Genomic DNA, 26,423 nt, shown 5'->3' with positions numbered 1-26,423 from the left:
CGGGTGGCCAACGTCACGGGACGCAGCGTCTCGTAAGGATGGGGCGCCGGGCGACAATGGGCGGCATGACGAAGTTCGCCCTCTTCCGGATCGAGGACGGGCTCCTCGTCCCTCAGGACATCGCCCGCAGCCTGTGGAAGGCCGACCAGATGCACGGCGTCGCCACCAGCGGGGCCCTCGGTCGCGCGGTCGAGCGGGCTGTCCTGGACACCGGCCGTACCGACCTGAGCCCGGCCCGGTTCACCGTCGACCTGTTCAAGGCACCGACGATGGACCCGTGCCGGACGGAGACCACGATCGTGCGTGAGGGCTCCCGGCTCGTGCTCGTCGACGCCGAGCTCGTCCAGGGCGGGGTCACCGTCGCCCGGGCCAGCGGGCTCTTCCTCAAGCGCACCGAGAACCCCGTCGGAGACGTCTGGTCGCCCGTCGAGGCGCCGACGCCCCCGCCGCTGGACGTCGCTCCGGTCTCCGAGGAGCCCCGGGTGCCGATCTTCTCCAGCGCCGCCGGCTGGTCCCAGGACTTCGCCGAGCACCAGAACGCCGGCCGCAAGCAGACCTGGCAGACGACGCTCGCGGTCGTCGCCGGCGAGGAGACCACGCCGTTCCAGGGTCTCTGCGGCGCCGCCGACTCGACCAGCATGGTCGTGAACTGGGGCGATGCCGGCGTGCAGTACATCAACACCGACATCACCCTGGCGATCTCCCGGGTGCCGGTCAGCCGCGAGATCGGCCTGTCCGCGACCAGCTGGTACTCCCACGACGGGATCGCCACCGGCACCGCGACCGTCTTCGACCGCCTCGGCCCGATCGGCACCAGCACGGTCACCTCGCTGTCCAACGCCCGCCGGGCGGTGGACTTCACCGAGCACGACTTCTCCGCCGAGGTGACCTCGGGGGCCTGAGCCCGCGCACTTCTTGGCTGTTCCACAGCCTTCCGCAAGGAGTCGTCAAGACACCTCTCCCAGACTCGGAGGACACACTTGCGAGCGAGGAGAGCCCGACGTGCACCCCCAGGACCCGTACCCCGTGATCGCTCCGGAGCCGCCGCGTGCGCCCGGCCGGCGCCCGGCCCGCGTACCCGTCGTCGTGACCCTCGGCGGTCTGGCGCTGGTGGTGGCCGGATCCGTCGCGGGGGTGCAGGCGCTGGAGCAGCGGAACCCGGCCGCCGCGCCGCTGGAGTCCGGGACCGTGCAGTTCATCCCCCGCCAGGGCAACGGCGCCCCGGCGTACGGCGGCTCCGGGCAGGCCGCGGACGCCTCCGCCGCGCAGTCGGCCGGCGTGGTCGAGATCTCCACGACCACCGACCAGGGCCGCGCGGCGGGCACCGGGATGGTGCTGACCTCCGACGGCGAGGTGGTGACGAACCACCACGTGGTCGAGGGTGCGAGGTCGATCGAGGTGACGGTCGTGTCCACCGGTGAGACCTACCCGGCCCGGTACGTCGGGGCCGACACGGAGGCCGACGTCGCGGTGCTCGTGCTCGACGGCGCGCACGACCTCGACACCGTGCGGCTGGCCGAGGACGCGGCCCGGCCCGGCGACGAGATCACCTCGGTCGGCGACGCGAACGGCGACGGCGGATCCCTGACCGCCTCCCCGGGCACCGTCACGGCCACCGACCGCACCATCACCGTCCAGGACGAGGACGGTTCGGCCCACCGGCTCTCAGGCCTGGTCCAGCTCGACGCGGACATCGTGCCCGGCGACTCGGGCGGCGCCGTGCTCGACGGCCACGGCCAGGTGGTCGGCATGAACGTCGCGGCGTCGGCGGGCAGCGCCGACATCACCGGGTTCGCGATCCCGGTCGCCACCGTCAAGGCGATCGTCGACAGCGCCGACCTCGGGAGCGGCCCCGGCAGCGGCCCCGGCAGCGGCCCCGGCAGCGGCCCGGACAGCGGATCGGGCGCCGGTACGGCGTACCTCGGCATCGGCCTCTCGGACGGCACCACCGTCGCCAGCGTCGCCTCCGGGAGCGCCGCGGACGACGCCGGGCTCACCGCCGGCGACACCATCGTCGGGATCGACGGGCAGCGGGTCTCCACCGCCGACGACGTGGTCGCGGCGATCCGGGCCCACGCCTCCGGCGACCAGACGCGGATCGACTGGTTCACCGCGGACGGCTCCCAGGACGGCGCGACCGTGACTCTCGGGGCTGCCCCGTCGGGTCAGTGACGTCGCCCGGTCCCGATAGCCTGTCTCCCGACATTCCCTGGTTGGTCTGCCGGACCAGAATGTGACCGCCCCCGGGCGGGCCGTGCCGGCAGACCTGACCGATAGCCTGTCTCCCGACATTCCCCGGTTGGTCTGCCGGGCCAGAATGTGACCGCCCCCGGGCGGGCCGTGCCGGCAGACCTGACCGATAGCCTGTCTCCCGACATTCCCCGGTTGGTCTGCCGGCAGGGCCCGCCTGACTTTGAATCAGGACTAGCGACGTAGGTTCGACTCCTACCCGGGGAGCGCAAGCGAGCGAGAACCGAGCTTGCTCGTGTTCTCCGAGCGGCGAGCCGGGCTGACGAGCGAAGCGAGGATCACCCGGGGAGCGCAAGCGAGCGAGAACCGAGCTTGCTCGTGCCTCCCGCCCGCCGGGGCCGGGTCGCGCGCAGCAGCGCCATCAGGTGGTCGGCCTGTTGCTGGCTCAGGGCGAGCACCGGCCGGTCGTCCGGTTCCTCGGTGAGGACCGAGTCGCGGCCGACCGGCCGGGCTGTTGCGTCGTCGTCCATCCGGGTGCCCCCCGTTGTCTTCAGCGGATCCCGAGGGTGACTGGCGGCGCCCCCCACTACGTCAGCGAGCGGGCCGCCAGAAATGTCACAGTTGGTCGCTAGACCCGTTCGACGGCGGTCACGTCGAACGAGTCCCGCGCCACGTCCTTCACGGCCGCGATCAGGTCGCGGGCCATCAGCTCGATCGCGCCCTCGTGCCGAGCCGCGGTGGTCCGGTTCACCGCAGGGACCCAGATGAGGCAGAACCGCTCCGCGCGGGTGAAGTACGCGAGGTAGTTCGCCCGCCGGGCGCGGCGCTGGCCACGGGTCATGGGGCCTAGTGAACTGCCTCGCGCCCGGTCAGGGCCAGCCCCGGATCGCCTTTCGGTCGGAAGGCGCACCCGGCGCCGATCCCGAACCTGCCGAGGACGACGGCCGCGGGGCAGAAGCCGGTCACGCTGGACTGCAGCAGGTTCAGGCCCACGAAGGTGGTGAGCAGCAGCCACCACGACGAGACGGCCACGGTCAGCACCACGCTGACCAGGACCATGGTTCCGGCCAGGGCGAGGACGGCGCGGTCGAGGTTCATCGCGGGCCTCCCGGGCCGAAGAACCGGCTCAGCCACGACCTCGAGCCGTCGTCGGTGCGCGGGTGGCCGTCGCACCACTCGTCGCTGGGCACGCTCGCCCTGACCTGGGCGACGTGGGACCCGCAGCCCGACCAGGTGGTCTTCCCGCAGGTGCGGCACTTCACTGCTCGGCACACGGTCAGCCCCTCTCGGCCGGTGGCGCACCGGCGGCGTCGTCGGCAACGGTGTCCTCCAGGAACGAGCAGAAGGCGGCGTACGCACGGGGACCGTGGATCGTGGCCGGGCCGCCCTTCATCAGGAAGGTCACCCCGATGGCTTCGGCGGCCTCCTCCCGGGTGGCGCCGGCGCGGACGGCGGCCTGGGCGTGGGAGGCGATGCAGCCGTCGCAGCCCTCCACGACGCCGATCGCGAGCGCGATCAGCTCCTTGGTCCTGACGCCGAGCGCGCCCGGCGTGAACGCGGCTCGGTGCAGCTCGCCGAAGCCCTGGTAGACGTCGGGGATCGCGCGCCGGAGCTCGCGGTGCAGCGGGGAGAGCTCGTGGAGCACCTCCTGTCCGTGCGAACCGTGTGCAGGGGTGGTCGTGGTCATGGTCGTGGGTCTTCCTCTCGTGGTTCCGGGTCGGACGGTCAGTCGTGGGCGAACTTGATGTCGGGCAGGATCCGGCCGAGCCAGGACGGCACCCACCAGGCGGCGCGTCCGGTGAGACGGAGCAGTACGGGCAGCAGCACCAGCCGGACCAGGAAGGCGTCCAGCAGGACCGCGACGCCGAGGATGATCCCCATCTCCTTGGGCGGCAGCGGGCCGGAGAGGGCGAAGGTGAAGAACACCGCCACCATCACCGCGCCGGCGGCGAAGATCACCCGGCCCGAGTGGGCCACGGCACCGACCATCGCCTCGCGCGGGTCACCGCTGTGCTCGTAGTGCTCCTTGGCCGAGGCCAGCAGGAACACGGTGTAGTCCATCGCGATCGCGAAGATCATCGCGAAGAAGAACACCGGCGCCCAGGCGTCGAGGAAGCCCTGGGACTCGAAGCCGAAGAAGCCCGAGCCCCAGCCCTCCTGGAAGACCAGCCGCGCGACGCCGAAGGCGGCCGCGGTCGAGAGCAGGCTGACCAGGGTGCCGAGCAGGGCGATCAGCGGGGCACGCAGCGCGACCAGCAGCAGCAGGAACCCGAGGCCGAGGATGACGCCGATGACCGGCGGTGTGGAGTCGTCGAGCTGGGCCTTCAGGTCCAGGTTCTCCACCGCTGCGCCGCCGACGAGTGCCTGGAAGGGCAGGTCGGTCCGGAGCCGGTCGACGGTCCCGGCGAGAGCGGGGGCGGAGGGGTCGACCGTCGGCACCGCCTGGATCATCACGTACGGGCTCCCGTCGGGTGCCGGTGCCGCGGGCATCGCGCCGGCGATCCCGGGGTCGCCGGTCACGACGGCGGCAGCCTGCCGGGCCTGGGCCTGGGGAACGATGATCTGCAGGGTCCCGGGGGCGCCGTCGCCGAAGTTCTCCTGGACGAGGTCGTAGCCGATCCGTGCGGAGGCGTCCTCGGGCAGGACCTTGATCGAGGGCATCGCGGTCTTCAGGCCGAAGATCGGGGCGGCCAGGGCGACCAGGACCACCAGGGAGCCGAGGCCCCAGGCCAGCGGCCGCTTCCAGAGACGCTCACCCCAGGCCGCGAACCTGGGGGAGCGGTGCTCCCCGGTGTGCACCCAGGGCAGCGCGAACTTGTTGATCCGGTCGTCGAGCTTGAAGAGCACCAGCGGCAGCAGGGTGAGGGTCGCGCCGAGCACGAAGATGACGGCGAGCATGATGCCGCCGGCCATCGACCGGAACGACGGCGAGGGGACCAGCATCACCGCGGAGAGCGAGATCAGCACGGTGGCGCCGGAGAGCAGCACGGCCTTGCCGGCGGTGTCCATGGTCTCGGCGATCGCCCGGCGCGGGGACTCGTGCGAGCCCATCCGCGCCGCGCGGAATCGGACGACGAGGAAGAGCGCGTAGTCGATGCCCAGGGCGAGAGCGAACATCATCGCGAAGTTCATCGCCCAGATCGAGACCGGGACGACGTGGTTGATCAGCACCAGGGAGCCGGCGGAGGCGACCAGGCCGGCCAGCGTCAGGATCAGCGGGAGTCCGGCGGCGACGAGCGCACCGAAGGCCAGGACGAGGATCGCCAGCGTGACCGGCCAGGAGAACATCTCCGACTTCATCATCGCGCTCAGGTTGGCCTCGTTGAAGTCGGACCAGAGCAGCGAGGCTCCTGTCGGGTTCACGGTGACCCCGGCGCCGGAGAGGTCCTGGAGCGGCCCCTTGAGGTCGTCGGCGACGCGCACCATCTCGTTGGTGTCGGTGCCGGCGCCGGCGAGCAGGACCCCGGTCCGGCCGTCCTGGCTCAGGGTCGCACCGGGTTGCGGCTGGAGAACCTCGGCGATCCGGCTGTCCTGCTCCAGCAGGGCGGTGGCACGGGCGAGGACCTCCGCGCCGCGACCCTCGGTGACCGGTCCGCCGTCGGACCGGACCACGACCTGGATCGCCGAGCTCGCGTTGCCGCCGAAGTGCTCGGTCGCGAGCTCGCGGGCGGCCACGGAGTCCGAGCCGTCGGCCTGCCAGCCGGCGCCGGACAGCTCGCTCTCGACCCGGGGCGCGAAGATGCCGAGCCCGACGATCAGCAGGATCCAGATCGCGGCGGTGGTACGGCGACGTCGGGTCACCAAGACGCCGAGCCGGCCCAGCGGGCCCGGGTGGTAGCCGATCTCGTGGTCGACGGCTTCGGCGGGTGGGGGTGGCGGGGCGGTGACGGTCATGACGTCCTCTCTCGGGGTGACAGAAATACCCTAGGGGGTATTGTTGGTTTCAGCAAAACACCCCCGGGGGTATCTCTGTTCCCGGCCTGCCGAAGGAGCTGACCGCATGTCCACGAGCACCTACACCCTGAGCGCGACCATCGAGGCGCCGTTCGCGCCGACACTGGCCCGCGTCCGCGAGGCGCTCGCCGACGCCGGCTTCGGCGTCATCACCGAGATCGACATGAGTGCCACGCTGAAGGCGAAGCTCGACGTCGACCTGCCGCCCCAGGTCGTCCTCGGAGCCTGCCGGCCCGCGCTGGCGCACCAGGCCCTGCTGGCCGACCCCTCGGTCGCCGCGCTGCTGCCCTGCAACGTCGTCGTCCGCTCGCTCGACGACGCGACGACCCTGGTCGAGACGTTCGACCCCGCCTTCCTGGCGGACCTCGCGGGCGAGGCGGTCCGCGAGGTCGCGGCGGACGCGCGGGAGCGTCTCGGCACTGTCCTCGCGCTGGTCGCCGGACGCTAGCCGCGTGCGAGGATGCGCCGGTGCCCGAGACCTTCACGTGCGAGATCCAGGCCCGGCTGCGTGACATCAACGCCGGGGGTCACGTCGACAACGTCGAGGCGATCCGGGTGGTCGAGGAGGCGCGGATCCGGTTCTTCGGGCTCGGCCGCGACGGGCACGGGGACGGGCTGACCGCCTCGTCGCCGGCGCACGTCACCGACCTGGTCGCGTCGCAGCGCGTCGACTACCGGGCCGAGATGCGGTTCGCCACCTTCCAGCCCTTCGTGGTGCGGATGTGGGTGGGCAGCATCGGCCGGTCGTCGTTCACGGTCCAGTCCGAGGTCCGGCTCGCGGGACCGGAGCACCCGGCCGCGGTCGTGGCCGAGACCGCCGTGGTGATGTGGTCCCACGAGCACCAGCGCTCCTGGGAGCACGGCCCGGAGCTGCGCGCGAGCCTCGAGCGCTTCCTGGCCGAGCCGGTCGACCTGCGCGGCCGGCCGCCGCGCTGAGCGTCAGCCGAGCTGGAACCCGATCGTGCGCGTCCAGACCAGCTCCATGGTCGTGACGACCGTCTCCGGGTCGGCGTACGGCGGCCGCCCGAAGCTCGCGACCAGGTAGCGCTCGCCCATCAGGTTGAGCGCCTGCGCCAGCGCCGCGGTGTCGCACGCCGGGAGGTCGCCGCGCTCGACGAGCAGGTCGAAGCTCCGGACCATCAGCCGTTCGTAGACGGCCAGGAACTCCTGGTAGGCCTTCTCCACCAGCTCGTCGGCGGCGGCCGCGTCGCTGACGGCCAGCACCAGCGGGCCGTTGCGGCGGAAGTAGTCGACGATGTCGGTCATCGCGCGGTGGGTGGCGCCGGGGAAGTCCGTGGCGCCGTCCTCCGCCCAGCGCTCCACGATCGTGTAGAGCTCGGCGCCGACCTCGGCCAGCAGCTGGAGCACCAGGGCCGAGACGTCGTCGTAGTAGCGGTAGAAGGCCGTGCGGGCCAGATCGGTGCGCGCCATCAGGGTCTCGACGGACAGGTCGCGGAAGCGTTCGGTACGCAGCATCTCGACCGCGGCGGCGCTGATCTTCTCCCGAGCCTCCTCGCGCTGCTCCCGGCGGCGGGTGCGTTCGCGGGCCTGGCTCATGCCACAGGAGTGTAAGCGGGCCCGGCAGCCGACATAGACCAGTTGACCGGAACCCGTTGACACGGTGTCCGACCGGCTGTCAACCTCACACACCCGCAGTCGGGCCTTCGCAGGACCCGGACTGGTGGACGGGGTCGGGTCGTGGATGCTCGCACGGAGGTCGAGCACCCACGACCCGCTCGCGTCAGCCGCCGAGGATCTCGGCCACCTCCGGGGAGTCGAAGAACGGCTCCAGCCGCGACCGCAGCAGGCGCTCCAGATCGCCGGACTCCCGCGCCGCGAACAGGATCCCGGGGACCATGGCCTGCGCGTGCTCGACCAGGTCGTCGCGGGTGGTGCCGAGGTCGTCGAGCAGCGCCGTCACCGGGTGCTCGCCGTAGCTGGCGAAGAAGCCGTCGACCAGCGCGTCGACCAGGGTCAGGACCGGCTCGGTGGGCGCCCCGGCGATCACCAGGTCCTGGAGCAGCCCGGCGATCCGGTGCACGTCCTCCCGGGACCCGACCCGGTCCAGCCGTACGACGGGCTGGTCGGCGTACAGGTCGAAGACCTCGAGCACGGCGTCCCGCGTCGTCGGGTCCCGCAGCGTCTCCACCACGATCCTGTTGAGCCGCTTCATCGCGAAGACGGCGCTCTTCCCGGCGGTGTCGCCGAGCACCTGCTGCAGCGACTTGTCGGCCGCCCCGAGGACCTTGCCGGCCGCGCTGGTGCCGAAGGAGACCAGCGAGCCGACCCCGGGGATCTTGTCCGCGACGGCCTGGTTCATCTGCACCACGTCGTTGACGACCCGGCCGACGAACCGCGACGCCAGGGTCGCCACCAGCGGGCTCTCGGTGAGCTGGTCCAGGAAGCGCTCGGCGAGGTCGGTCATGCCGAGCACCTCGTCGGCCAGGCTCTCCACGTGCTCGCGGTCGACCACGTCGGCGAGGGTGAAGTCCTCGGCGGGGCCGTCGAAGGCGACGTCCGCGGCCATCGCGACCAGCGTGCTCGCTGCGGTGCTCGGCGGCACCTTCTCCAGCAGGAGCCGGGCGACCGCCTTCACGTCGTCGGGGGCGAGGAGGTCGTCCAGGCGCAGGCCGCGGCCGGCGGAGAGGAGGTCGTCGACGTCCTCGGCGATCACGTCGGCCAGGCCGGGTCCGGTGAGCCGGCCGAGCAGCCAGGAGACCTGGGCGTCGAGCAGGCGGCGTGCCGTGGTGTCGTCGGAAGGCATGGCGGCAGGATAGGCGTGCAGCATGACCGGCTTCCCTGGACTAGGCTCGTCCGCCGGTAACCGGGCCACGAGGAGGGCGACGTGTCGCAGCAGATCACGGTCATCGTGCTGGCCGCCGGGGGTGGTACCCGGATGAAGTCGAAGACCATGAAGGTGCTCCACCCGATCGCCGGACGGAGCATGGTCGGGCACGTGCTCGCCGCGGCGTCGGCCGTCGAGCCGACCCGCGTGGTCGCGGTCGTGGGCCACCAGCGCGAGCAGGTCGGCCCGCACGTCACCGATCTCCTCCCCGACGCGGTCCTCGCGGTCCAGGAGACCCAGGACGGCACCGGGCACGCCGTACGGATGGCCTGGGAGGCGCTCGGGGACGACGCCCGCTCGGGGACCGTGCTCGTCGTCACCGGCGACACCCCGCTGCTGCAGGGCGACTCGTTGCGCGCCTTCCTGGACGCGCACACCGGCTCCGGCCGGGCGATGAGCATCCTCACCGGCGTCGTCGCCGACCCGTTCGGCTACGGCCGGATCGTGCGCGCCGCCGACGGCAGCGTCGAGGCGATCGTCGAGCAGAAGGAGGCGTCCGAGGAGCAGGCCGCGATCCGCGAGATCAACAGCGGCATCCTCGCCTTCGACGCGACCTTCCTGGACGCCGCGCTCCCGCGGATCGGCAACGACAACGCCAAGGGCGAGTACTACCTCACCGACACCGTGGCGCTGGCCCGGCAGGACGGGCTCGGGGTCGGCGCCTTCCCGATCGACGACGTGATGCAGACCGAGGGCGCCAACGACCGCGCCCAGCTCGCCGCGCTCGCCGCGGAGATGAACCGCCGGATCCTCGATCGCTGGATGCGCGACGGCGTCACCGTCGTCGACCCGACCAGCACCTGGATCGACGTGGACGTCCGCCTCGAGCCCGACGTGACCCTCCTCCCGGGCGTCCAGCTGCTCGGCACCACCGTCGTCGCCGAGGACGCGGTGATCGGGCCGGACACGACCCTGCGCGACGTCGAGGTCGGCGCCGGCGCGAAGGTCGTCCGCACCCACGGCGAGCTGGCGGTCATCGGCGCCGGGGCGAACGTGGGCCCGTTCTCCTACCTGCGGCCGGGGACCGAGCTCGGCGCCGGCGGCAAGATCGGCGCGTTCGTCGAGACCAAGAACGCCCAGATCGGCGAGGGCGCCAAGGTGCCGCACCTCTCCTACGTCGGCGACGCCACCATCGGCGAGGGCGCCAACATCGGCGCCGGCACGATCTTCGCCAACTACGACGGCGTTCAGAAGCACCGGACCTCGATCGGCGCGCACGCGAAGACGGCGAGCAACAACACCTTCGTCGCGCCGGTGAACGTCGGCGACGGCGCCGCGACCGGGGCCGGCAGCGTGATCCGGCGCGACGTCCCGCCGGGTGCCCTGGCCGTGACGAGCGGACCGCAGCGGCACTACGAGGAGTGGGCGCAGAACCGCCGGGCGGGCACCAAGCAGGCCGAGGCGGCCGCCCGTGCCGCGGACGCCGAGCGTCCAGATGCTGGCACCGGCGAGCCTGGTGTTGGGTCCGACCCTGCCGGTGAGTGACAATCTGAGCGACGAAGCGTCGAACGTCCAGGGTCCGCGAGGAGTTGCGAGCGTGAGCGGCATGAAGAAAACCACCGAGAAGAACCTGATGGTCTTCACCGGCCGGGCCCATCCGGAGCTGGCCGAGCAGGTGGCCGCCGAGCTCGACACCGAGCTCGTCCCCACGTCGGCGTACGAGTTCGCGAACTCGGAGATCTACGTCCGTTACGAGGAGTCGGTCCGCGGCTGCGACGCGTTCGTGATCCAGAGCCACACCGCTCCGGTCAACGAGTGGATCATGGAGCACCTGATCATGGTCGACGCGCTGAAGCGCGCCTCGGCCAAGCGGATCACCGTGGTGATGCCGTTCTGGGGCTACAGCCGCCAGGACAAGAAGCACCGCGGCCGCGAGCCGATCTCGGCCCGCCTGATGGCCGACCTGTTCAAGACCGCCGGCGCGGACCGGATCATCACCGTCGACCTGCACGCCGACCAGCTCCAGGGCTTCTTCGACGGCCCGGTCGACCACCTGATGGCGCTGCCGATCCTCACCGACTACATCAAGGCGAAGTACGGCGACCAGCAGCTCGCGGTGGTCTCGCCGGACGCCGGCCGGATCAAGGTCGCCGAGCGCTGGTCCGCCCGGCTCGGCGGCGTGCCGCTGGCCTTCATCCACAAGACCCGCCGGACCGACGTCGCCAACGAGGTCGTCGCGAACCGCGTCGTCGGTGACGTGAAGGGCCGGATGTGCGTCCTGACCGACGACATCATCGACACCGGTGGCACGATCGTGAAGGCCGCCGAGGCCCTGATGAACGACGGTGCCGCCGGCGTGATCATCGCCGCCACCCACGCGATCCTCTCCGACCCCGCCGTGGACCGCCTCAAGAACTCCTCGGCCGTCGAGATCGTCGTCACCAACACGCTCCCGCTGGACCCGGAGAAGCAGTTCGACAAGCTGACCTGCCTCTCGATCGCGCCGCTGATCTCGCGCGCGATCAAGGAGGTCTTCGAGGACGGCAGCGTCACCAGCATGTTCGACGGCCACGCCTGAGCGTGTCGAGATGCGGTGACGTGCCCGCGACCCCAGCCCGATCCCATCGGCAGTAGCCCAATTCGCCATGCGTGCAGGACTTGGCTAAGATTTCCAGGTTGCCTCGGCGAGGGAGCCCAGCAGAACAGGGATGCTCCGTGATCGACGCGGTCGGTTCGTGAACTTCCATGCACCGCGCCCGTCGGCGCGCGGTGCATGTCGTGTCTTCGGCCCCTTCACGAGTCGACAAGCCCCCCGGGGCAACCACCAGCTGAGAGACCCGCTACGCGATCGAGGGAGTTCCACCATGTCCGAAGACCTGATCAAGGCCGAGAGCCGCACCGAGTTCGGCAAGGGCGCCGCGCGCCGCATCCGTCGCGACAACAAGGTCCCCGCGGTCATCTACGGCCACGGCAACGACCCCGTCCACGTCACCCTGAACGCGCACGACACCCAGATGGCGATCCGCCACGGTGGCGCCAACGCGGTGCTCAACATCGAGATCGACGGCAAGATCCAGCTCGCGCTGACCAAGCAGGTCCAGGCCGACCCGATCAAGGGCTTCCTGGAGCACGTCGACTTCGTCGCCGTGAAGAAGGGCGAGAAGGTCACCGTCGAGGTGCCGGTCCACCTGGTCGGCGACGCCGCGCGGGAGACCTTCGTCCAGGTCGAGAACAACGTCGTGACCCTCGAGGCCGAGGCCACCCACATCCCGGAGCAGATCGAGATCTCGATCGACGGCGCCGAGGCCGGCACCCAGATCCTCGCCTCCGACCTGACGCTGCCGAAGGGCTCGAGCCTGGTCAGCGACGCCGACCAGCTCATCGTCAACGTGACCCAGGCGCAGAGCGCCGAGGCCGCGGAGGCCGAGCTCGCCGAGGCCGAGGCCGAGGCCGGCATCGAGCACGAGGCCGCCGAGACCCCGGCCGCGGAGTCCGCCGACTCCGAGTGAGTCCGGCGCTCGTCCGACCTGAATGAGCGACAACACCGACGTCTGGCTGGTCGTCGGGCTGGGTAACCCCGGCCCGACGTACGCCGGCACGCGTCACAACATCGGCTACCTCGTCCTCGACGAGCTGGTACGCCGGATGGGCGGCTCGCTGAAGTCGCACAAGTCGGGTCGCGCCGACGTCCTCGAGGGACGCCTGGCGCCTCCCGGCGCCCCCGCGCCGAAGATCGTGCTCGGCCGGGCCCGTTCCTACATGAACGAGTCCGGCGGAGCCGTCTCGACGCTGGCGAAGTTCTACGGCGTCGAGCCGGACCACATCATCGCGATCCACGACGAGCTCGACATCGACTTCGGCACGCTGCGGATCAAGAAGGGCGGCGGCGACAACGGCCACAACGGCCTGAAGTCGATGCGCTCCTCGCTCGGGACCGGTGACTTCTACCGGGTCCGCGCCGGCATCGGCCGTCCCCCGGGTCGCAAGGACCCGGCCGACTTCGTTCTTGGCAACTACTCGACGGTCGAGCGCAAGGAGCTCCCGTTCCAGATCGACTCCGCCGCCGACGCGGTCGAGTGCCTGATCGAGAAGGGTCTCGAGGAGACCCAGCAGCGGTTCAACCGCTGACACGGCCTCCCAGGCCGGTGCCCGGGGATCGCTAGGGTGCTCGGGTGACTGACTTCGATCCCGGTACGCCGCCCGGCGAGGCGCTCGAGAACGACCACCTCTTCGCCGCCTGGACCGCCACCACCGCGGGTCGGCTGCTGCTGCAGGTGCGCGAGTCCGGCCTGGAGGGCAAGGAGCTCAAGGACGCCGGCGACCTGGCCTCGCACGAGCTGTTGATGAGCCTGTTCGCGACGTACAAGCCGGACGACGCGGTGCTCAGCGAGGAGGAGCACCGCGGCACCGCCGGCGCCCACGACCGGCGCACCGCGAAGCGGGTCTGGATCATCGACCCGGTCGACGGGACCCGGGAGTACTCCGAGCCGCCGCGCGACGACTGGGCCGTCCACGTCGCCCTCTGGGCTCAGTCCGACTCGGGGGAAGGCGCGCTGGTCGCCGGCGCGGTCGCCCAGCCCGCCCTCGGACCGGAGCACAGCGGCCGGACCTTCCACACCGGCCAGCCGCCGGTCGTCCCGGCCCGGACCGCGCCGAAGCCGCGGATCGCCGTCTCCCGCTCCCGACCGCCGGCCTTCGTCCAGGAGCTGGCCGAGGAGATCGGTGCCGAGCTGGTGCCGATGGGCTCGGCCGGCGCCAAGGTGATCTCGGTGGTCCGCGACGTCACCGACGCCTACGTGCACGCCGGCGGCCAGTACGAGTGGGACTCCGCCGCGCCCGTCGCCGTCGCCCGCAGCGCCGGCCTCTTCACCAGCCGGATCGACGGCAGCGAGCTGGTCTACAACCAGGAGGACGTCCTCCTCCCGGACCTGGTCGTCTGCCGCCCCGAGCTCGCCGAGCCGATCCTCGCCTTCATCGAGCGCCACGGCGTGGAGTAGCCCGGACGTTGAATTGGGACTTTCGGTTCGTTGAGTTGAGCGATAGAACGAGGTACGAAGTCCAACTCAACGAGCCGAAACTCCCAATTCAACGAGCTGGGGAGGCGCGATGCCCGAGACGCCGCTGGTCCACGACTCGGTGGAGACGCTGCTGGCCGGCGTCACCGAGTCCGAGCTGATGGAGACGTCCGGCAAGTCCGGTGCCGTGCTCGAACGGGTGGTCATCGACGGCCACGAGTTCGTCGTGAAGTACCTGGACGCGGCGGGTGACTGGACGATGCGGGCCGCGGGCGTGCCCGGCGGGGCGACACTGGCCGTCTGGGAGCGCGGGCTGCTGGACGCGCTGCCGGACTGCTTCCACCAGCCGATCGTCGGGCTCGCCAGCGACGACGGCCTGACCACGCTGCTCATGCACGACGTGACCGCCTGGATCGTGCCGGCCACCGACGACGTCGTCCCGCTGGCGCAGCACGAGGGCTTCCTCGACCACATGGCCGCGCTGCACGCCCGGTTCTGGCAGAGCAGCGGCGACATCGACGTGGTCAGCCCGCACCGGCGCTACCTGGAGCTCTCGCCGTCGATGGCCCGGACCGAGGCCGAGCTCGGCTCCGAGGCGCTGGTGCCGCGGCTGGTCGCGCAGGGCTGGCCGCTGCTGGCCGAGGTCGCGCCCCGGGCCGCCGCGGTGGTCCTGCCGCTGGCGCACGACCCCGGCCCGCTGGTGGCCGCGTTGGCCCCGACGCCGCAGACCTTCGTGCACGGCAACTGGAAGCTCGACAACATCGGTACCGACGACGAGGGCCGCACGGTGCTGCTCGACTGGGAGGTCCCCGGGCGGGCCGCCGCGCTGAGCGACCTGGCCTGGTACCTGGCGATCAATTGCCGGCGGATCCCGACGAGCAAGGAGCAGGCGCTCCTCACCTACCGGGACGCCCTGGAGCGGCACGGCATCTCGACCGAGGGCTGGTGGGAGACCCAGGAGGCCCTCGCGCTGCTCGGCGCGCTGGTGCTGTTCGGCTGGGAGAAGGCGCTCGGCGGGTACGACGACGAGCTCGCCTGGTGGGAGGACCGGGCGCTCCGGGCGGCGCCGCTGCTGGGCGCATGACCGCGCCGCGCGACCCGGTCGGGGCGGCGTACGACGAGGCGGCGGAGCACTGGCGGGTCGGCTCGGTGCCCGTCTACGCGCGGCTCGCCGCCGCGCTGCTGGACCGTACGCCGGTCGCGCTGGCCGGAGCCCGGGTGCTCGACGTCGGTGCCGGGACTGCTGTCGCCGGCCGGGTCGCCCTCGACCGGGGCGCCGGGACGGTGGTCGCGCTCGATCTGGCACCCGGGATGCTCGCCGGCCGTGACGCCCGGATCGGAGCCGTCGTCGGGGACGCGGGCCGGCTGCCGTTCGACGACGGTTCCTTCGACCTGGCGACCGCCGCGTTCTGCCTCTCGCACGTGCCCGACCCGGTGGCCGTCCTCGCCGAGGCCCGCCGGGTCGCGGGCGCGGTGCTCGCGTCCGCGTTCGCGCCGGGGGTCGATCACCCGGCGAAGGAGGCCGCCGACGCCGTGGTGGCGGGGCACGGCTTCACCGCGCCCGGGTGGTACGTCCGGATGAAGGCCGTGGCCCAGGTCGACGACCCGGACCGTCTCGCCGGGATCGCCCGGGCGGCCGGCTTCGGCCACGTCGAGGTCGTCCGGGTGGACGTCGACGCCGGTCTGGAGGACGCGGAGGCGGTCGCGGACTGGCGGCTCTCGATGGCGCACCTGGCGCCCTTCGTCGCCGGGCTCGACCCGGAGGCCCGTGACCGGGCCCGCGCCGAGGTCGTCGCCGCGGTGACCGGGATGCCGCGGGTCGTCGTCGCGATGCTCGCCCTCAGCGCGACCTGAGTCGTGTGCCTGGGGACGCGCCGGAGCGCGTCGTGGGGCACACGACCCGGTTAACTGGGCGGGTGAGTGAAGCCATCGAGCTCGAGGTCGACGACAAGGTCGTCCGGATCTCCAACCCCGACCGGGTGTACTTCCCGGCGCGCGGGGAGACCAAGCTCGACCTGGTCGAGTACTACCTCTCCGTCGGGGACGGCATCGTCAACGCGCTGCGGGAGCGGCCGTGCATGCTGCACCGGTTCCCCAAGGGCGTCACCGGGGACAAGGTGCACCAGAAGCGGCTGCCCGCCGGCGCGCCGCCGTGGATGGAGACCGTGCAGGTCTTCTTCCCGCGCTGGAAGCGGACGGCCGACGAGCTCTGCGTCACCGAGATCGCCCAGGTCGTCTGGGCGGTGCAGATGAGCACCGTCGAGTTCCACCCGTGGAACAGCAGGCGGGCCGACGTCGAGGTCCCCGACGAGTGGCGGATCGACCTCGACCCCGGACCGGCGTGCACCTGGCAGACCGTGCAGCGGGTCGCGCACGTCGCCCACGAGGTCCTCGACGAGCTCGGCGCGGTCGGCTACCCGAAGACCAGCGGCGGCTCCGGGATGCACATCTACGTGCGGATCCGGCCCGACGGTGACCACAAGGTGGTCCGGCGTGCGGCCCTCGCCTTCGCCCGCGAGGTCGAGCGCCGCAGCCCGGAGGTCACCACCACCTGGTGGCGCAAGGACCGCCGGCCCGAGGACCTCTTCGTCGACTACAACCAGAACGCGCGCGACCACACCATCGCGGCGGCGTACTCGGTGCGCGGCAACGTCGAGGGGACGGTCAGCGCGCCGATCCGCTGGGACGAGGTCGACTCCTGCGAGCCGGGCGACTTCACCATCGCCACGATGCCCGCCCGGTACGCCGAGATCGGCGACCTGCACCACGACATCGACGACCACGTCTTCGACATCGCGCCGCTGCTGGAGTGGGCCGACCGCGACGAGGCCGAGGGTGCCGCCGAGCCGCCGGAGGCGGACGCGGACTGACCCACGTGACCTGAACGTCGGATTTGCGTTGTTCACCCCGAGGCCCGACCCGCGGGCCGCTGGCACGGGGGTGCTCATGTCGAAGAAGGTTCGCGTCCTGCTGGTCGCGCTCCTCGCCGTCGTCCCGCTCGGAGCGGTCACCTCCGCGCGGGCCACGGACCCGCCGCCGGCGCCGCCCGAGGTGTCGATCACGACCGACCGTCCGGCCTACGTCGCGGGCACCACGGCGTACATCACGATCGCGGTGACGCAGAGCCCGGGCGACAACGACCCGCTGTACATCCACGCGGTCCGCGCCGACGGCACCGCGTTCGAGCTCACCGGCGCCGACCCGGCGGACGGCACCCGGACCGAGAAGCTGTTCACCGACATCGGCACCCGGATCACCGCGACCGTCGGCAGCGTCTCGAAGTACGTCGACGTCCGGGTCCGCCCGGCGATGGCGACCGGGCCGGGCGGGAAGTACGGCTGGTCCGGCCGGTACGCCGTCTACCCGCGCGGCGCGAAGCCGATGTTCACCTCGCAGAGCTACCCGAAGCGTCCCGGGCAGATCTGCCTGCGCCACCAGGTGCAGCGGCTGCGGGCGGGGGCCTGGCGCACCGTGACGACCTCGGGCTGCCGGCTGGAGAACGCCAAGGGGCTCGTCTCCTGGCGCTGGACCGGCACGCACCCGTCGCGGGTGAAGTTCCGGGTCCGGGCGACCTTCGGCGGCGACGCGAGGAACCTGGCGGGCACGGGGACCTGGCTGTACTTCCGGCTGCGCTGAGCTTCACCGTCCGGTTTACAGAACTTCCGTTGTGTAAAGTTACCCCCGGGTTTAGGCTCCCGTCATGAGCGTGAACCCCTCCACCCAGCTCCCGGCAGACCCCGAGCACGACCCGCGGGCGTCGTACGCGTTCGAGCCGGAGTACGTCGCCGCGCTGACCAACCGGATCATCGCGACCACCGGCACCGGCGTGACGTCGTACGCGCCGGCCACCGGCAAGCCGCTGGCCGTCATCCCGCAGTCGAGCGCGGACGACGTGAAGGAGGCGTTCGCCCGCGCGCGGCGCGCCCAGCAGGCGTGGGCCCGTACGTCGCTCGACCACCGCGCCGAGCTGCTGCTCCGGCTGCACGACCTGGTCCTCGACCGCCAGGACGAGATCATCGACCTGATCTGCTGGGAGTCCGGCAAGGCCCGCAAGCACGCCTTCGACGAGCCGCTGCACATCGCGCTCACGGCCCGGTACTACGCGCGGACCGCCCACGACCACCTCGACACCGAGCGCCGCCTCGGCGTCATCCCGGGCCTCACCCGCGCCGAGGTGAACCGGGTGCCCAAGGGCGTCGTCGGGATCATCTCGCCGTGGAACTACCCGTTCACGATGGCGCTCTGCGACGGCATCCCGGCCCTGCTGGCCGGCAACGCCGTGGTCACCAAGCCCGACGCCCAGACGATGCTGTCCGCGCTGCTCGGCGCTCAGCTGCTGGAGGAGGCGGGCTTCCCGAAGGACCTCTGGAACGTCGTCGCCGGCCCCGGCCGCGAGCTCGGTACGCCGATCATCGAGCGCTCCGACTACATCTGCTTCACCGGCTCGACCGCCACCGGCAAGCTCATCGCGAAGCAGTGCGCCGACCGGCTGATCGGCTGCTCGCTCGAGCTCGGCGGCAAGAACCCGATCCTGATCCTGCGCGACGCCGACCTGGACAAGGCCGCCGAGGGCGCCGTCCGGGCCTGCTTCTCCAACGCCGGCCAGCTCTGCGTCTCCACCGAGCGGATGTTCGTCGCCGACCAGGTCTACGACCGGTTCAAGGAGAAGTTCGTCGCGGCCACGAAGGCGATGAAGCTCTCCGCCGGCCTGGAGTGGGGCAGCGACATGGGGTCGCTGATCAGCCAGGACCAGCTCGACACCGTCACCGCGCACGTCGAGGACGCGGTCGCCAAGGGCGCCACCGTGCTCGCCGGTGGCAAGGCCCGGCCGGACCTGGGCCCGTACTACTTCGAGCCGACGATCCTCGAGGGCGTCACCCCGGAGATGACCTGCTTCGGCAACGAGACCTTCGGCCCGGTGATCAGCCTGTACCGGTTCCACGACGAGGCCGACGCGATCGCCCGCGCGAACGACGGCGAGTACGGCCTGAACGCCTCGATCTACAGCCGCGACGTCAAGCGCGCCCGGATCGTGGCCCGCCAGGTCAAGTGCGGCACCGTCAACATCAACGAGGCGTTCGGCGCCACCTTCGCCAGCATCGACGCCCCGATGGGCGGCATGCGCGAGTCCGGGATGGGCCGCCGGCAGGGCTCCGAGGGCATCCACCGCTACACCGAGACCCAGGCGGTCGCCTCCCAGGCGCTGCTCCGGTTCGCGCCGCAGTTCGGCCTCAACGACCAGCAGTACGCGAGGGTGATGACCACCAGCCTCCGCCTGATGAAGAAGATGGGACGCGCCTGATGCTCACCGACGGATCCAGCACCCCGGCGCGGGGCGACGGCTTCGACTTCGACGTCATCGTGGTCGGCTCCGGCTTCGGTGGCTCGGTGACCGCGCTCCGGCTGGCCGAGAAGGGGTACAAGGTCGCCGTCCTGGAGGCCGGCGCCCGGTTCGCCGACTCCGACTTCGCCGACACCTCGTGGGACGTGAAGCGCTACCTGTTCCGGCCCGAGGTCGGCTGCTACGGCATCCAGCGGATCGACGCGCTCAAGGACTGCATGATCGTCTCCGGCGCCGGTGTCGGCGGCGGTTCGCTGGTCTACGCCAACACGCTCTACGAACCGCTGGACGCCTTCTACCGCGACCCGTCGTGGGCGCACATCACCGACTGGAAGGCCGAGCTCGCGCCGTACTACGACCAGGCCAAGCGGATGCTGGGCGTCGTCGAGAACCCGCTGCGCACGGCCGCCGACGACGTGATGTACCAGGTCGCCGAGGACATGGGCGTCGAGGACACCTACCACCCGACCCCCGTCGGCGTCTTCTTCGGCGGCCCGGGGGAGACCCACCACGACACGGTCAAGGACCCGTTCTTCGGGGGCGTCGGCCCCGACCGGGTCCCGTGCAAGGCGTGCGGCGAGTGCATGACCGGCTGCCGGCACAACTCCAAGAACACCCTGGTCAAGAACTACCTCTACCTGGCCGAGAAGCACGGCGTCCGGGTGATGCCGCTGACCACGGTCACCCGGATCGCGCCGCGCACCGGCGGCGGCTACGAGGTGGCGATCAAGTTCACCAAGGCCAAGCGGGCGACCGCCCGGTCCACCCGGACGCTGACCGCCGAGCAGGTCGTGGTCGCGGCGGCGTCGCTGGGCACCCAGCGGCTGCTGCACCGGATGAAGGACGAGGGCCACCTGCCCGGCCTGTCGGACCGCCTCGGCTACCTGTCGCGGACCAACTCCGAGTCGATCCTCGGTGCGATCGCGCCGAAGGGCTCGAAGACCGACTACTCCCGCGGCGTCGCGATCACCTCGTCGTTCCACCCCGACGAGCACACCCACATCGAGCCGGTCCGGTACGGCAAGGGCAGCAACTTCATGTCGATGATGCAGACCGTGCTCACCGACGGCGAGGGCCCGGAGCCGCGCTGGCGCACGTGGCTGAAGGAGATGTGGAAGGAGCGGAAGAACATCCGCGAGCTCTACGACTTCAAGCACTGGTCCGAGCGCACCGTGATCGCCCTGGTCATGCAGACGGTCGACAACTCGATCACGACCTTCACCAAGAAGGTGCCCGGCACGAACATCCGCTACATGACCTCGCGCCAGGGTCACGGCACCCCGAACCCGACCTGGATCCCGGTCGGCAACGAGGCCGTCACCAAGATGGCCGACATCGTCGGCGGTACCGCCGGCGGGTCGATCGGTGAGCCGTTCAACCGGCCGCTGACCGCGCACTTCATCGGCGGCTGCACGATCGGTGACTCCCCGGAGACGGGCGTGATCGACGGCTACCAGCGTGTCTACGGTCACCCGGGTCTGCACATCGCGGACGGCTCGGCGATCTCGGCGAACCTGGGCGTGAACCCGTCGCTGACGATCACCGCGCAGGCGGAGCGGGCGATGTCGTTCTGGCCCAACAAGGGCGAGGCCGACCCGCGCCCGGCGCTCGGCGCGGCGTACGAGCGGGTGGCGCCGGTGGCGCCGCGCTCGCCGGTCGTCCCGGCCTCCGCACCGGGCGCCCTGCACCTGCCGATCGTCGCCGTGAGCTGATCGGTTTATAACCGGACGACACGGGCGTCGCTGCGCCGGGTTCTGCTCACCTGAAAAAACTTTCGGGCAGCGGCATAACCCGGCTGCAGCGGCCTCGTTGAGCAGTACAGATCGGGTGCATCGCTCCCTCCCAGGCCCGATCTCGACACGGTTCACACCACGTGGACAATTCAGGGCCCGACCTCCCTCCCTCCCCGGTCGGGCCCTGAGTCAATTCCGGGTCAACTCCGGGGCGTTCACGGCCCTGGGCGGCGTACGGAGCACGGGACGGCCCCGGATAGACTCGCCCGACCGCATCCACGCTCAGAAGGGGCCGGCTTTTGACCGACCACGACCTCGTCCTCGTCGTCGATTTCGGCGCGCAGTACGCCCAGCTGATCGCCCGCCGCGTGCGCGAGGCGAAGGTCTACTCCGAGATCGTGCCGCACACCATGCCGGCAGCGGAGATGCTCGCCCGGAAGCCGAAGGCGATCATCCTGTCCGGCGGCCCGTCGTCGGTCTACGAGGACGGCGCACCGCAGCTCGACGCGGGCCTGGTCGACGGCACCGTGCCGGTGTTCGGCATCTGCTACGGCTTCATGGCGATGGCCCAGGCCCTCGGCGGCGAGGTCGCGAAGACCGGTCAGCGCGAGTACGGCCGGACCGAGGTCTCCGTGCTGGAGCCCGGCACCCTGCTCGCCGGTCTCCCGGACACGCTCGTGTCCTGGATGTCGCACGGGGACGAGGTCGTCGCGGCGCCGGAGGGCTTCGTCGTCAACGCGAGGTCGCCGCGCGCGACCGTCGCGGCCTTCGAGAACACCGAGCGCCGTCTCGCCGGCGTGCAGTGGCACCCGGAGGTGCTGCACAGCGAGCACGGGCAGAAGGTCCTCGAGCACTTCCTCGTCCAGATCGCGGGCTGCCGGCAGACCTGGACCAGCGTCAACATCGTCGAGGAGCAGATCGAGCGGATCCGCGCGGAGGTCGGCGACGCCCGGGTGATCTGCGGGCTCTCCGGCGGTGTGGACTCCGCCGTCGCCGCGGCGATCGTCCAGCGCGCGATCGGTGACCAGCTCACCTGCGTCTTCGTCGACCACGGCATGCTCCGCAAGGGCGAGGCCGAGCAGGTCGAGAAGGACTACGTCGAGGCGACCGGGGTCGACCTCAAGGTCGTCGACGCCAGCGAGCAGTTCCTCGGCTACCTCTCCGGAGTCACCGACCCGGAGGAGAAGCGGAAGATCATCGGCCGCGAGTTCATCCGCGTCTTCGAGGCCGCCGAGCGCGAGGTCCTCGCCACCCCCGGCCCGCCGGTGAAGTTCCTGGTCCAGGGCACGCTCTACCCCGACGTCGTCGAGTCCGGCGGCGGCGAGGGGGCGGCCAACATCAAGTCGCACCACAACGTCGGCGGCCTGCCCGAGGACCTCGAGTTCAGCCTGATCGAGCCGCTGCGGACGCTGTTCAAGGACGAGGTCCGGCACGTCGGCGAGCAGCTCGGCCTGCCGCCGGCGATGGTCTGGCGGCACCCGTTCCCCGGCCCCGGCCTGGCGATCCGCATCGTCGGCGCCATCGACGCCGAGCGGCTGGCGATCCTCCGCGAGGCCGACGCGATCGTCCGTGAGGAGACCACCAAGGCCGGCCTCGACCGCGACATCTGGCAGTTCCCGGTCGTCCTCCTGGCCGACGTCCGCTCGGTCGGAGTCCAGGGCGACGGCCGCACCTACGGCCACCCGATCGTGCTCCGCCCGGTCTCCAGCGAGGACGCCATGACGGCCGACTGGAGCCGCCTCCCGTACGACGTCCTGGAGAAGATCTCGACCCGGATCACCAACGAGGTGGCCGAGGTCAACCGGGTCGTGCTCGACATCACCAGCAAGCCGCCGGGCACCATCGAGTGGGAGTGAGCCTCGACCCCCTTGGGCCGAGCACGACCGAGGTCCTGGTCTCCCTGGCGTTCCTCGTGCTGTACGTCGGCGTCCTCGTCCTGTGGCCCGCGCTTGACGCGGGCCGGCGCGGGCGCTGGGGATGGGTCGCCGGGGTGGTGCTCCTGAGCCCGCTCGGCGGGATCCTCTGGCTCGTGTGGGCGCGTCGGTCGCCGGCGTACCAGGTGGCTCGCTGATCCACAGGCGCAGAGCCCTTCTCCGCACGCGGTATCGCATCTATGATTGCATCAACTGATGCAGACATTGATGCGGAGCGTGGCCATGCGGACCACAGTGACATTGGACGACGCGACGGTGGCTCGCGCGGTAGAGCTGACGGGAGTCGCCGAGACTTCGGCGCTGGTTCGCCAGGGGCTTGAGACGTTGATCCGGGTGGAGACCGCGCGGAGGCTGGCGGCGCTCGGTGGGTCCGACCCGAAGGCGAGTGCGGCTCCGCGACGTCGGACCGACAGTTGATCCTCGTCGACAGCTCGGTGTGGATCGACCACCTGCGGTCATCGGATTCCAGGCTGGTCCGATGTCTGGAGGAGGACGAGGTCGGCACCCATCCCTTGGTGATCGAGGAGCTGGCGCTGGGTTCGTTCAAGAAGCGGGCGGTCGTCCTCGACTACCTGGACGGACTGCGCGCATTTCCTCGGGCGTCCCACGCCGAGGTTCGGGGTCTCATCGAGGCCCATCGCCTCTGGGCCAAGGGACTCGGGGCGGTCGACGTACACCTTCTCGCCGCCGTACTCCTGCAGCCAGGAGCGCACTTCTGGACCCGGGACAAGCGGCTCCGGTCCGCCGCTGCGGCGGCTGGAGCCGCGCTGGTCGCGTGGAGCTGACCTGCTGAGCCCTAGCCCCCCAACCTCCGGAACGCCTGTGTCACCAGCACCAGCTCGCCGAGGTCGTCGGAGGCATCCGCGTCGACCACGGCCTCGATCACCCAGTCGTGGTGGCCGGCCGGGTCGTGGATCGTCTGGGTGACCGGCCAGGACCGTCCCGTCTTCTGCACCCGCAGCAGGGCGGGGCCGCGGGCGTCGGCGTCCAGCAGCACGGTGTCGTGCTCGGTGTAGTAGTCCTCGATCGCCTCGTCCCACGCCGACCGGGTCATCACCACCTCCCCGGGAGGATCGAACCGGTCCGCGGCGGCACGCTCCAGGACCATCAGGCCGTCGAGGTCGTCGCGGGCGACGAGCTCGACCCGGCGGAACATCGCGTTGCGGATCATCACCGCGAACGCCCGCTCCTGCAGCGAGATCGGGCGCGGGTTCGGCGGCGGGAGGTGCTCGGCGAGCTCGACGGCGTGCCGGTGGACGGCGTCCGGGTCGTTCAGCGACTCCCACTCGTCGAGCAGCGAGGAGTCGGTCTGCCGGACGGTCTCGCCGAGCCAGTCGCACAGCTCCTCGAGCTCCGGCGTGCGGTGCTGGTCGGGGACGGTCTGCTGCAGCGTGCGGTAGGCGTCGGAGAGGTAGCGCAGCACCAGGCCTTCGGACCGGGCCAGCTGGTAGCGGGCGACAAAGTCGTTGAAGCTCATGCCCTGCTCGTACATCTCCCGGACGACCGACTTGGGGGAGAGGGCGTCCTCGCGGAGCCACGGGTGCCGCTCGCGGTAGATCGCGTACGTCGCCTCCAGCAGCTCGCGCAGCGGCATCGGCCAGGTGATCTCGTCGAGGAGCGCCATCCGCTCCTCGTACTCGATGCCGTCGGCCTTCATCTCCGCGACCGCGATCCCGCGGGCGATGTACTGCTGCTGGGCGAGGATCTGCCGCGGCGCCTCGAGGACCGACTCGACGACCGAGACCAGGTCGCGGGTGTACTCCTCGGACTCGGGGTCGAGCACGTCGAACGCGGCGAGCGCGAAGTGGGCCAGCGGCTGGTTGAGCGCGAAGTCCGCCGGCAGGTCGACGGTGAGCACGTACCGGCGGCCGAACTCGTCGGGCTCGTCGAGCCGGGTGAGGACGCCGGAGTGCACCAGGCTGCGCGCCAGCCGGAGCGCCCGTCGGGCGAGCCGGGTCCGGTTCCGCTCGGTCTCGTGGTTGTCGGTGAGCAGCCGCCGCAGCACGGCGAACGCGTCCTCCTCGCGGGCCACGACGTTGACCAGCATCGCGTTGTCGACCTTCATCCGCGAGACCAGCTGCTCCGGTGCCCGCGCGACCAGCTTCTCGAAGGTCTCCTCGGACCAGACGACGGCGCCCTCGGGCGGCTTCTTGCGGCGGACGCTCTTCTGCTTCTTCGGGTCGTCGGCGAACTTCGCGAGCGCCTTCGCGTTGTCGATCACGTGCTCCGGCGCCTGCACGACGACGTAGCCGGCGGTGTCGAAGCCGGCCCGCCCGGCCCGTCCGGCGATCTGCAGGAACTCGCGCGAGCGCAGGATCCGCTGCCGGGTCCCGTCGTACTTCGCCAGGCCGGTGAACAGCACCGTCCGGATCGGCACGTTGATGCCGACGCCGAGGGTGTCGGTGCCGCAGATGACGACCAGCAGGCCGGCCTGCGCGAGCTGCTCGACCAGCCGGCGGTAGCGCGGCAGCATCCCGGCGTGGTGGATCCCGATGCCGCGGCGGACGAGCTTCTGGAGGGTCTTGCCGAAGCCCGCGCCGAAGCGGAACCCGACCAGGCGCTCGTTGATGGCGTCCCGGGTCTCCCGGCTCGCCTCGATGCCGCTCCGGGAGGCGAGCAGCGCGGTGGCGTGCTCGACGGCCGAGGCCTGGGTGAAGTGGACGACGTACACCGGCGCCTGGTGGGTCGCGACCAGCTCGGCGAGCGTCTCGTCGAGGTGCGTCATCGCCCAGGAGAAGGTGAGCGGCACCGGGCGCTCGGCGTCGTCGACGATCGCGGTCTCGCGGCCGTTGCGCCGGGTCAGGTCCGCGGCGAGCTCGGTGACGTCCCCGAGCGTGGCCGACATCAGCACGAACTGGGTCCGGGTCAGCTCGAGCAGCGGCACCTGCCAGGCCCAGCCGCGGTCCGGCTCGGCGTAGAAGTGGAACTCGTCCATCACCACGAGGCCGACGTCGGCGCCGGGTCCTTCGCGCAGGGCGATGTTCGCCAGCACCTCCGCGGTGCAGCAGATGATCGGGGCGTCGGCGTTCACCGAGGCGTCGCCGGTGAGCATGCCGACGTTCTCGGCGCCGAAGACCTCGCAGAGCGCGAAGAACTTCTCGCTGACCAGGGCCTTGATCGGCGCGGTGTAGAAGCTGACCCGGTCACCGGCGAGGGCGGCCGCGTGCGCGGCCATCGCCACCAGCGACTTGCCGGACCCGGTCGGCGTGGCCAGGACGACGTTGCTGCCCCCGAGGACCTCGATGATCGCCTCGTCCTGGTGCGGGTACAGACTCAGCCCGCGCTGCTCCGCCCACGTCGTCACGGCCTCGTAGACGGCGTCCGGGTCGTCGGTCCGGGGAACCCAGTCGGCAGCATCGGTGCTGACCACCTGTGACCTCCCGGGTTCGCGAACGGAACTCGGAGTCTCGCAGGTGCCGGGCTGCTCCCAAGGTTCCGGGGTGGGGGCGAGGTTCCACCCCGGACTCTCAG

The 26,423-nt window shown here is 71.3% G+C and carries 28 protein-coding genes and 1 tRNA gene; 20 read left to right on the top strand and 9 right to left on the bottom strand.

Annotated elements, in window-relative coordinates:
- Positions 1–65: 65 nt before the first annotated feature.
- From AB4Y76_RS10330 to AB4Y76_RS10320, 3 genes are all read left to right on the top strand, one after another.
- The gene (locus AB4Y76_RS10330; RefSeq protein ID WP_441924844.1) at positions 66–902 is read left to right on the top strand and encodes a thioesterase family protein; all 837 of its coding nucleotides are present in this window, start codon (positions 66–68) and stop codon (positions 900–902) included.
- 100 nt (positions 903–1,002) lie between these two features.
- On the top strand, positions 1,003–2,172 hold the full coding sequence (locus AB4Y76_RS10325; RefSeq protein ID WP_441924842.1) for a S1C family serine protease: 1,170 nt from the start codon (positions 1,003–1,005) through the stop codon (positions 2,170–2,172).
- A 206-nt stretch (positions 2,173–2,378) separates the two neighbouring features.
- Positions 2,379–2,457: transfer RNA gene (locus AB4Y76_RS10320), tRNA-Gln, on the top strand.
- A 71-nt stretch (positions 2,458–2,528) separates the two neighbouring features.
- Here the strand turns inward: AB4Y76_RS10320 and AB4Y76_RS10315 are convergent.
- From AB4Y76_RS10315 to AB4Y76_RS10290, 6 genes are all read right to left on the bottom strand, one after another.
- Entirely contained in the window at positions 2,529–2,720 is a 192-nt protein-coding gene (locus tag AB4Y76_RS10315) for a hypothetical protein (RefSeq protein WP_441924840.1), read from the bottom strand.
- 98 nt (positions 2,721–2,818) lie between these two features.
- The gene (locus AB4Y76_RS10310) at positions 2,819–3,031 is read right to left on the bottom strand and encodes a hypothetical protein (protein WP_441924838.1); all 213 of its coding nucleotides are present in this window, start codon (positions 3,029–3,031) and stop codon (positions 2,819–2,821) included.
- Between the two features lie 5 nt (positions 3,032–3,036).
- Entirely contained in the window at positions 3,037–3,288 is a 252-nt protein-coding gene (locus tag AB4Y76_RS10305) for a YgaP family membrane protein (protein ID WP_441924836.1), read from the bottom strand.
- Complete coding sequence (locus AB4Y76_RS10300; RefSeq protein WP_441924834.1) at positions 3,285–3,464, bottom strand: hypothetical protein; 180 nt, start codon at positions 3,462–3,464, stop codon at positions 3,285–3,287. The genes AB4Y76_RS10305 and AB4Y76_RS10300 overlap by 4 nt, the downstream gene beginning before the upstream one ends.
- A gap of 2 nt (positions 3,465–3,466) precedes the next feature.
- Positions 3,467–3,877 carry a carboxymuconolactone decarboxylase family protein gene (locus AB4Y76_RS10295; RefSeq protein ID WP_441924832.1) on the bottom strand — a complete coding sequence of 137 codons (411 nt, stop codon included), beginning with the start codon at positions 3,875–3,877 and terminating at the stop codon, positions 3,467–3,469.
- Positions 3,878–3,915: 38 nt separating this feature from the next.
- Positions 3,916–6,084, bottom strand: coding sequence for an MMPL family transporter (locus AB4Y76_RS10290; RefSeq protein ID WP_441924830.1), 2,169 nt, complete (start codon positions 6,082–6,084; stop codon positions 3,916–3,918).
- Between the two features lie 106 nt (positions 6,085–6,190).
- On the opposite strand from AB4Y76_RS10290, the gene AB4Y76_RS10285 reads away from it, so the two are divergent.
- Together AB4Y76_RS10285 and AB4Y76_RS10280 are read left to right on the top strand one after the other, a co-directional pair.
- Positions 6,191–6,592, top strand: coding sequence for a DUF302 domain-containing protein (locus tag AB4Y76_RS10285; RefSeq protein WP_441924828.1), 402 nt, complete (start codon positions 6,191–6,193; stop codon positions 6,590–6,592).
- A gap of 20 nt (positions 6,593–6,612) precedes the next feature.
- Positions 6,613–7,080 (top strand): acyl-CoA thioesterase, encoded by a 468-nt coding sequence (locus AB4Y76_RS10280; protein WP_441924826.1) that lies wholly within the window; start codon positions 6,613–6,615, stop codon positions 7,078–7,080.
- A 3-nt stretch (positions 7,081–7,083) separates the two neighbouring features.
- Here AB4Y76_RS10280 and AB4Y76_RS10275 read toward each other — a convergent pair whose 3' ends face one another.
- Together AB4Y76_RS10275 and AB4Y76_RS10270 are read right to left on the bottom strand one after the other, a co-directional pair.
- Complete coding sequence (locus tag AB4Y76_RS10275) at positions 7,084–7,701, bottom strand: TetR/AcrR family transcriptional regulator (RefSeq protein ID WP_441924824.1); 618 nt, start codon at positions 7,699–7,701, stop codon at positions 7,084–7,086.
- A gap of 184 nt (positions 7,702–7,885) precedes the next feature.
- Positions 7,886–8,908 (bottom strand): hypothetical protein, encoded by a 1,023-nt coding sequence (locus tag AB4Y76_RS10270; RefSeq protein WP_441924822.1) that lies wholly within the window; start codon positions 8,906–8,908, stop codon positions 7,886–7,888.
- Positions 8,909–8,989: 81 nt separating this feature from the next.
- Here AB4Y76_RS10270 and glmU point away from each other — a divergent pair, with 81 nt between their 5' ends.
- From glmU to AB4Y76_RS10195, 15 genes are all read left to right on the top strand, one after another.
- A complete protein-coding gene (glmU, locus tag AB4Y76_RS10265) occupies positions 8,990–10,474 on the top strand; it encodes a bifunctional UDP-N-acetylglucosamine diphosphorylase/glucosamine-1-phosphate N-acetyltransferase GlmU (protein WP_441924820.1) in 1,485 nt (494 codons plus the stop codon).
- 52 nt (positions 10,475–10,526) lie between these two features.
- Positions 10,527–11,507 carry a ribose-phosphate diphosphokinase gene (locus AB4Y76_RS10260; RefSeq protein ID WP_441924818.1) on the top strand — a complete coding sequence of 327 codons (981 nt, stop codon included), beginning with the start codon at positions 10,527–10,529 and terminating at the stop codon, positions 11,505–11,507.
- A 286-nt stretch (positions 11,508–11,793) separates the two neighbouring features.
- Positions 11,794–12,438: a 50S ribosomal protein L25/general stress protein Ctc gene (locus tag AB4Y76_RS10255; protein WP_441924816.1), complete on the top strand. Its 645-nt coding sequence runs from the start codon at positions 11,794–11,796 to the stop codon at positions 12,436–12,438.
- 22 nt (positions 12,439–12,460) lie between these two features.
- Positions 12,461–13,057 (top strand): aminoacyl-tRNA hydrolase, encoded by a 597-nt coding sequence (gene pth / locus AB4Y76_RS10250; RefSeq protein WP_441924814.1) that lies wholly within the window; start codon positions 12,461–12,463, stop codon positions 13,055–13,057.
- A gap of 44 nt (positions 13,058–13,101) precedes the next feature.
- Entirely contained in the window at positions 13,102–13,926 is an 825-nt protein-coding gene (locus AB4Y76_RS10245) for a 3'(2'),5'-bisphosphate nucleotidase CysQ (protein ID WP_441924812.1), read from the top strand.
- A 109-nt stretch (positions 13,927–14,035) separates the two neighbouring features.
- Complete coding sequence (locus AB4Y76_RS10240; protein WP_441924810.1) at positions 14,036–15,028, top strand: aminoglycoside phosphotransferase; 993 nt, start codon at positions 14,036–14,038, stop codon at positions 15,026–15,028.
- Entirely contained in the window at positions 15,025–15,798 is a 774-nt protein-coding gene (locus AB4Y76_RS10235; protein WP_441924808.1) for a class I SAM-dependent methyltransferase, read from the top strand. The genes AB4Y76_RS10240 and AB4Y76_RS10235 overlap by 4 nt, the downstream gene beginning before the upstream one ends.
- A 62-nt stretch (positions 15,799–15,860) precedes the next feature.
- Positions 15,861–16,814, top strand: coding sequence for a non-homologous end-joining DNA ligase (gene ligD / locus AB4Y76_RS10230; RefSeq protein ID WP_441924806.1), 954 nt, complete (start codon positions 15,861–15,863; stop codon positions 16,812–16,814).
- Between the two features lie 76 nt (positions 16,815–16,890).
- Positions 16,891–17,580 (top strand): hypothetical protein, encoded by a 690-nt coding sequence (locus tag AB4Y76_RS10225; protein ID WP_441924804.1) that lies wholly within the window; start codon positions 16,891–16,893, stop codon positions 17,578–17,580.
- Between the two features lie 64 nt (positions 17,581–17,644).
- Positions 17,645–19,246 carry a succinic semialdehyde dehydrogenase gene (locus AB4Y76_RS10220; protein ID WP_441924802.1) on the top strand — a complete coding sequence of 534 codons (1,602 nt, stop codon included), beginning with the start codon at positions 17,645–17,647 and terminating at the stop codon, positions 19,244–19,246.
- Positions 19,246–20,997: an FAD-dependent oxidoreductase gene (locus AB4Y76_RS10215; protein ID WP_441924801.1), complete on the top strand. Its 1,752-nt coding sequence runs from the start codon at positions 19,246–19,248 to the stop codon at positions 20,995–20,997. The genes AB4Y76_RS10220 and AB4Y76_RS10215 overlap by 1 nt, the downstream gene beginning before the upstream one ends.
- Positions 20,998–21,317: 320 nt before the next feature.
- Positions 21,318–22,874: a glutamine-hydrolyzing GMP synthase gene (gene guaA, locus AB4Y76_RS10210; protein WP_441924799.1), complete on the top strand. Its 1,557-nt coding sequence runs from the start codon at positions 21,318–21,320 to the stop codon at positions 22,872–22,874.
- Entirely contained in the window at positions 22,871–23,089 is a 219-nt protein-coding gene (locus AB4Y76_RS10205) for a hypothetical protein (RefSeq protein WP_441924797.1), read from the top strand. Before guaA ends, AB4Y76_RS10205 begins: the two co-directional genes overlap by 4 nt.
- A gap of 58 nt (positions 23,090–23,147) precedes the next feature.
- Positions 23,148–23,369 (top strand): type II toxin-antitoxin system VapB family antitoxin, encoded by a 222-nt coding sequence (locus AB4Y76_RS10200; RefSeq protein WP_441924795.1) that lies wholly within the window; start codon positions 23,148–23,150, stop codon positions 23,367–23,369.
- Positions 23,366–23,737 carry a type II toxin-antitoxin system VapC family toxin gene (locus tag AB4Y76_RS10195; RefSeq protein ID WP_441924793.1) on the top strand — a complete coding sequence of 124 codons (372 nt, stop codon included), beginning with the start codon at positions 23,366–23,368 and terminating at the stop codon, positions 23,735–23,737. The genes AB4Y76_RS10200 and AB4Y76_RS10195 overlap by 4 nt, the downstream gene beginning before the upstream one ends.
- Before the next feature lie 11 nt (positions 23,738–23,748).
- On the opposite strand, the gene AB4Y76_RS10190 is transcribed toward AB4Y76_RS10195, so the two are convergent.
- On the bottom strand, positions 23,749–26,322 hold the full coding sequence (locus tag AB4Y76_RS10190) for a DEAD/DEAH box helicase (protein WP_441924791.1): 2,574 nt from the start codon (positions 26,320–26,322) through the stop codon (positions 23,749–23,751).
- Between the last annotated feature and the right edge of the window lie 101 nt (positions 26,323–26,423).

The organism is Marmoricola sp. RAF53 (genome assembly GCF_052114005.1).
Taxonomy (GTDB): Bacteria; Actinomycetota; Actinomycetes; order Propionibacteriales; family Nocardioidaceae; genus Marmoricola.
Note: the sequence above shows the minus strand (reverse complement) of the source record. Positions and strands in the feature narration are given on the sequence as shown.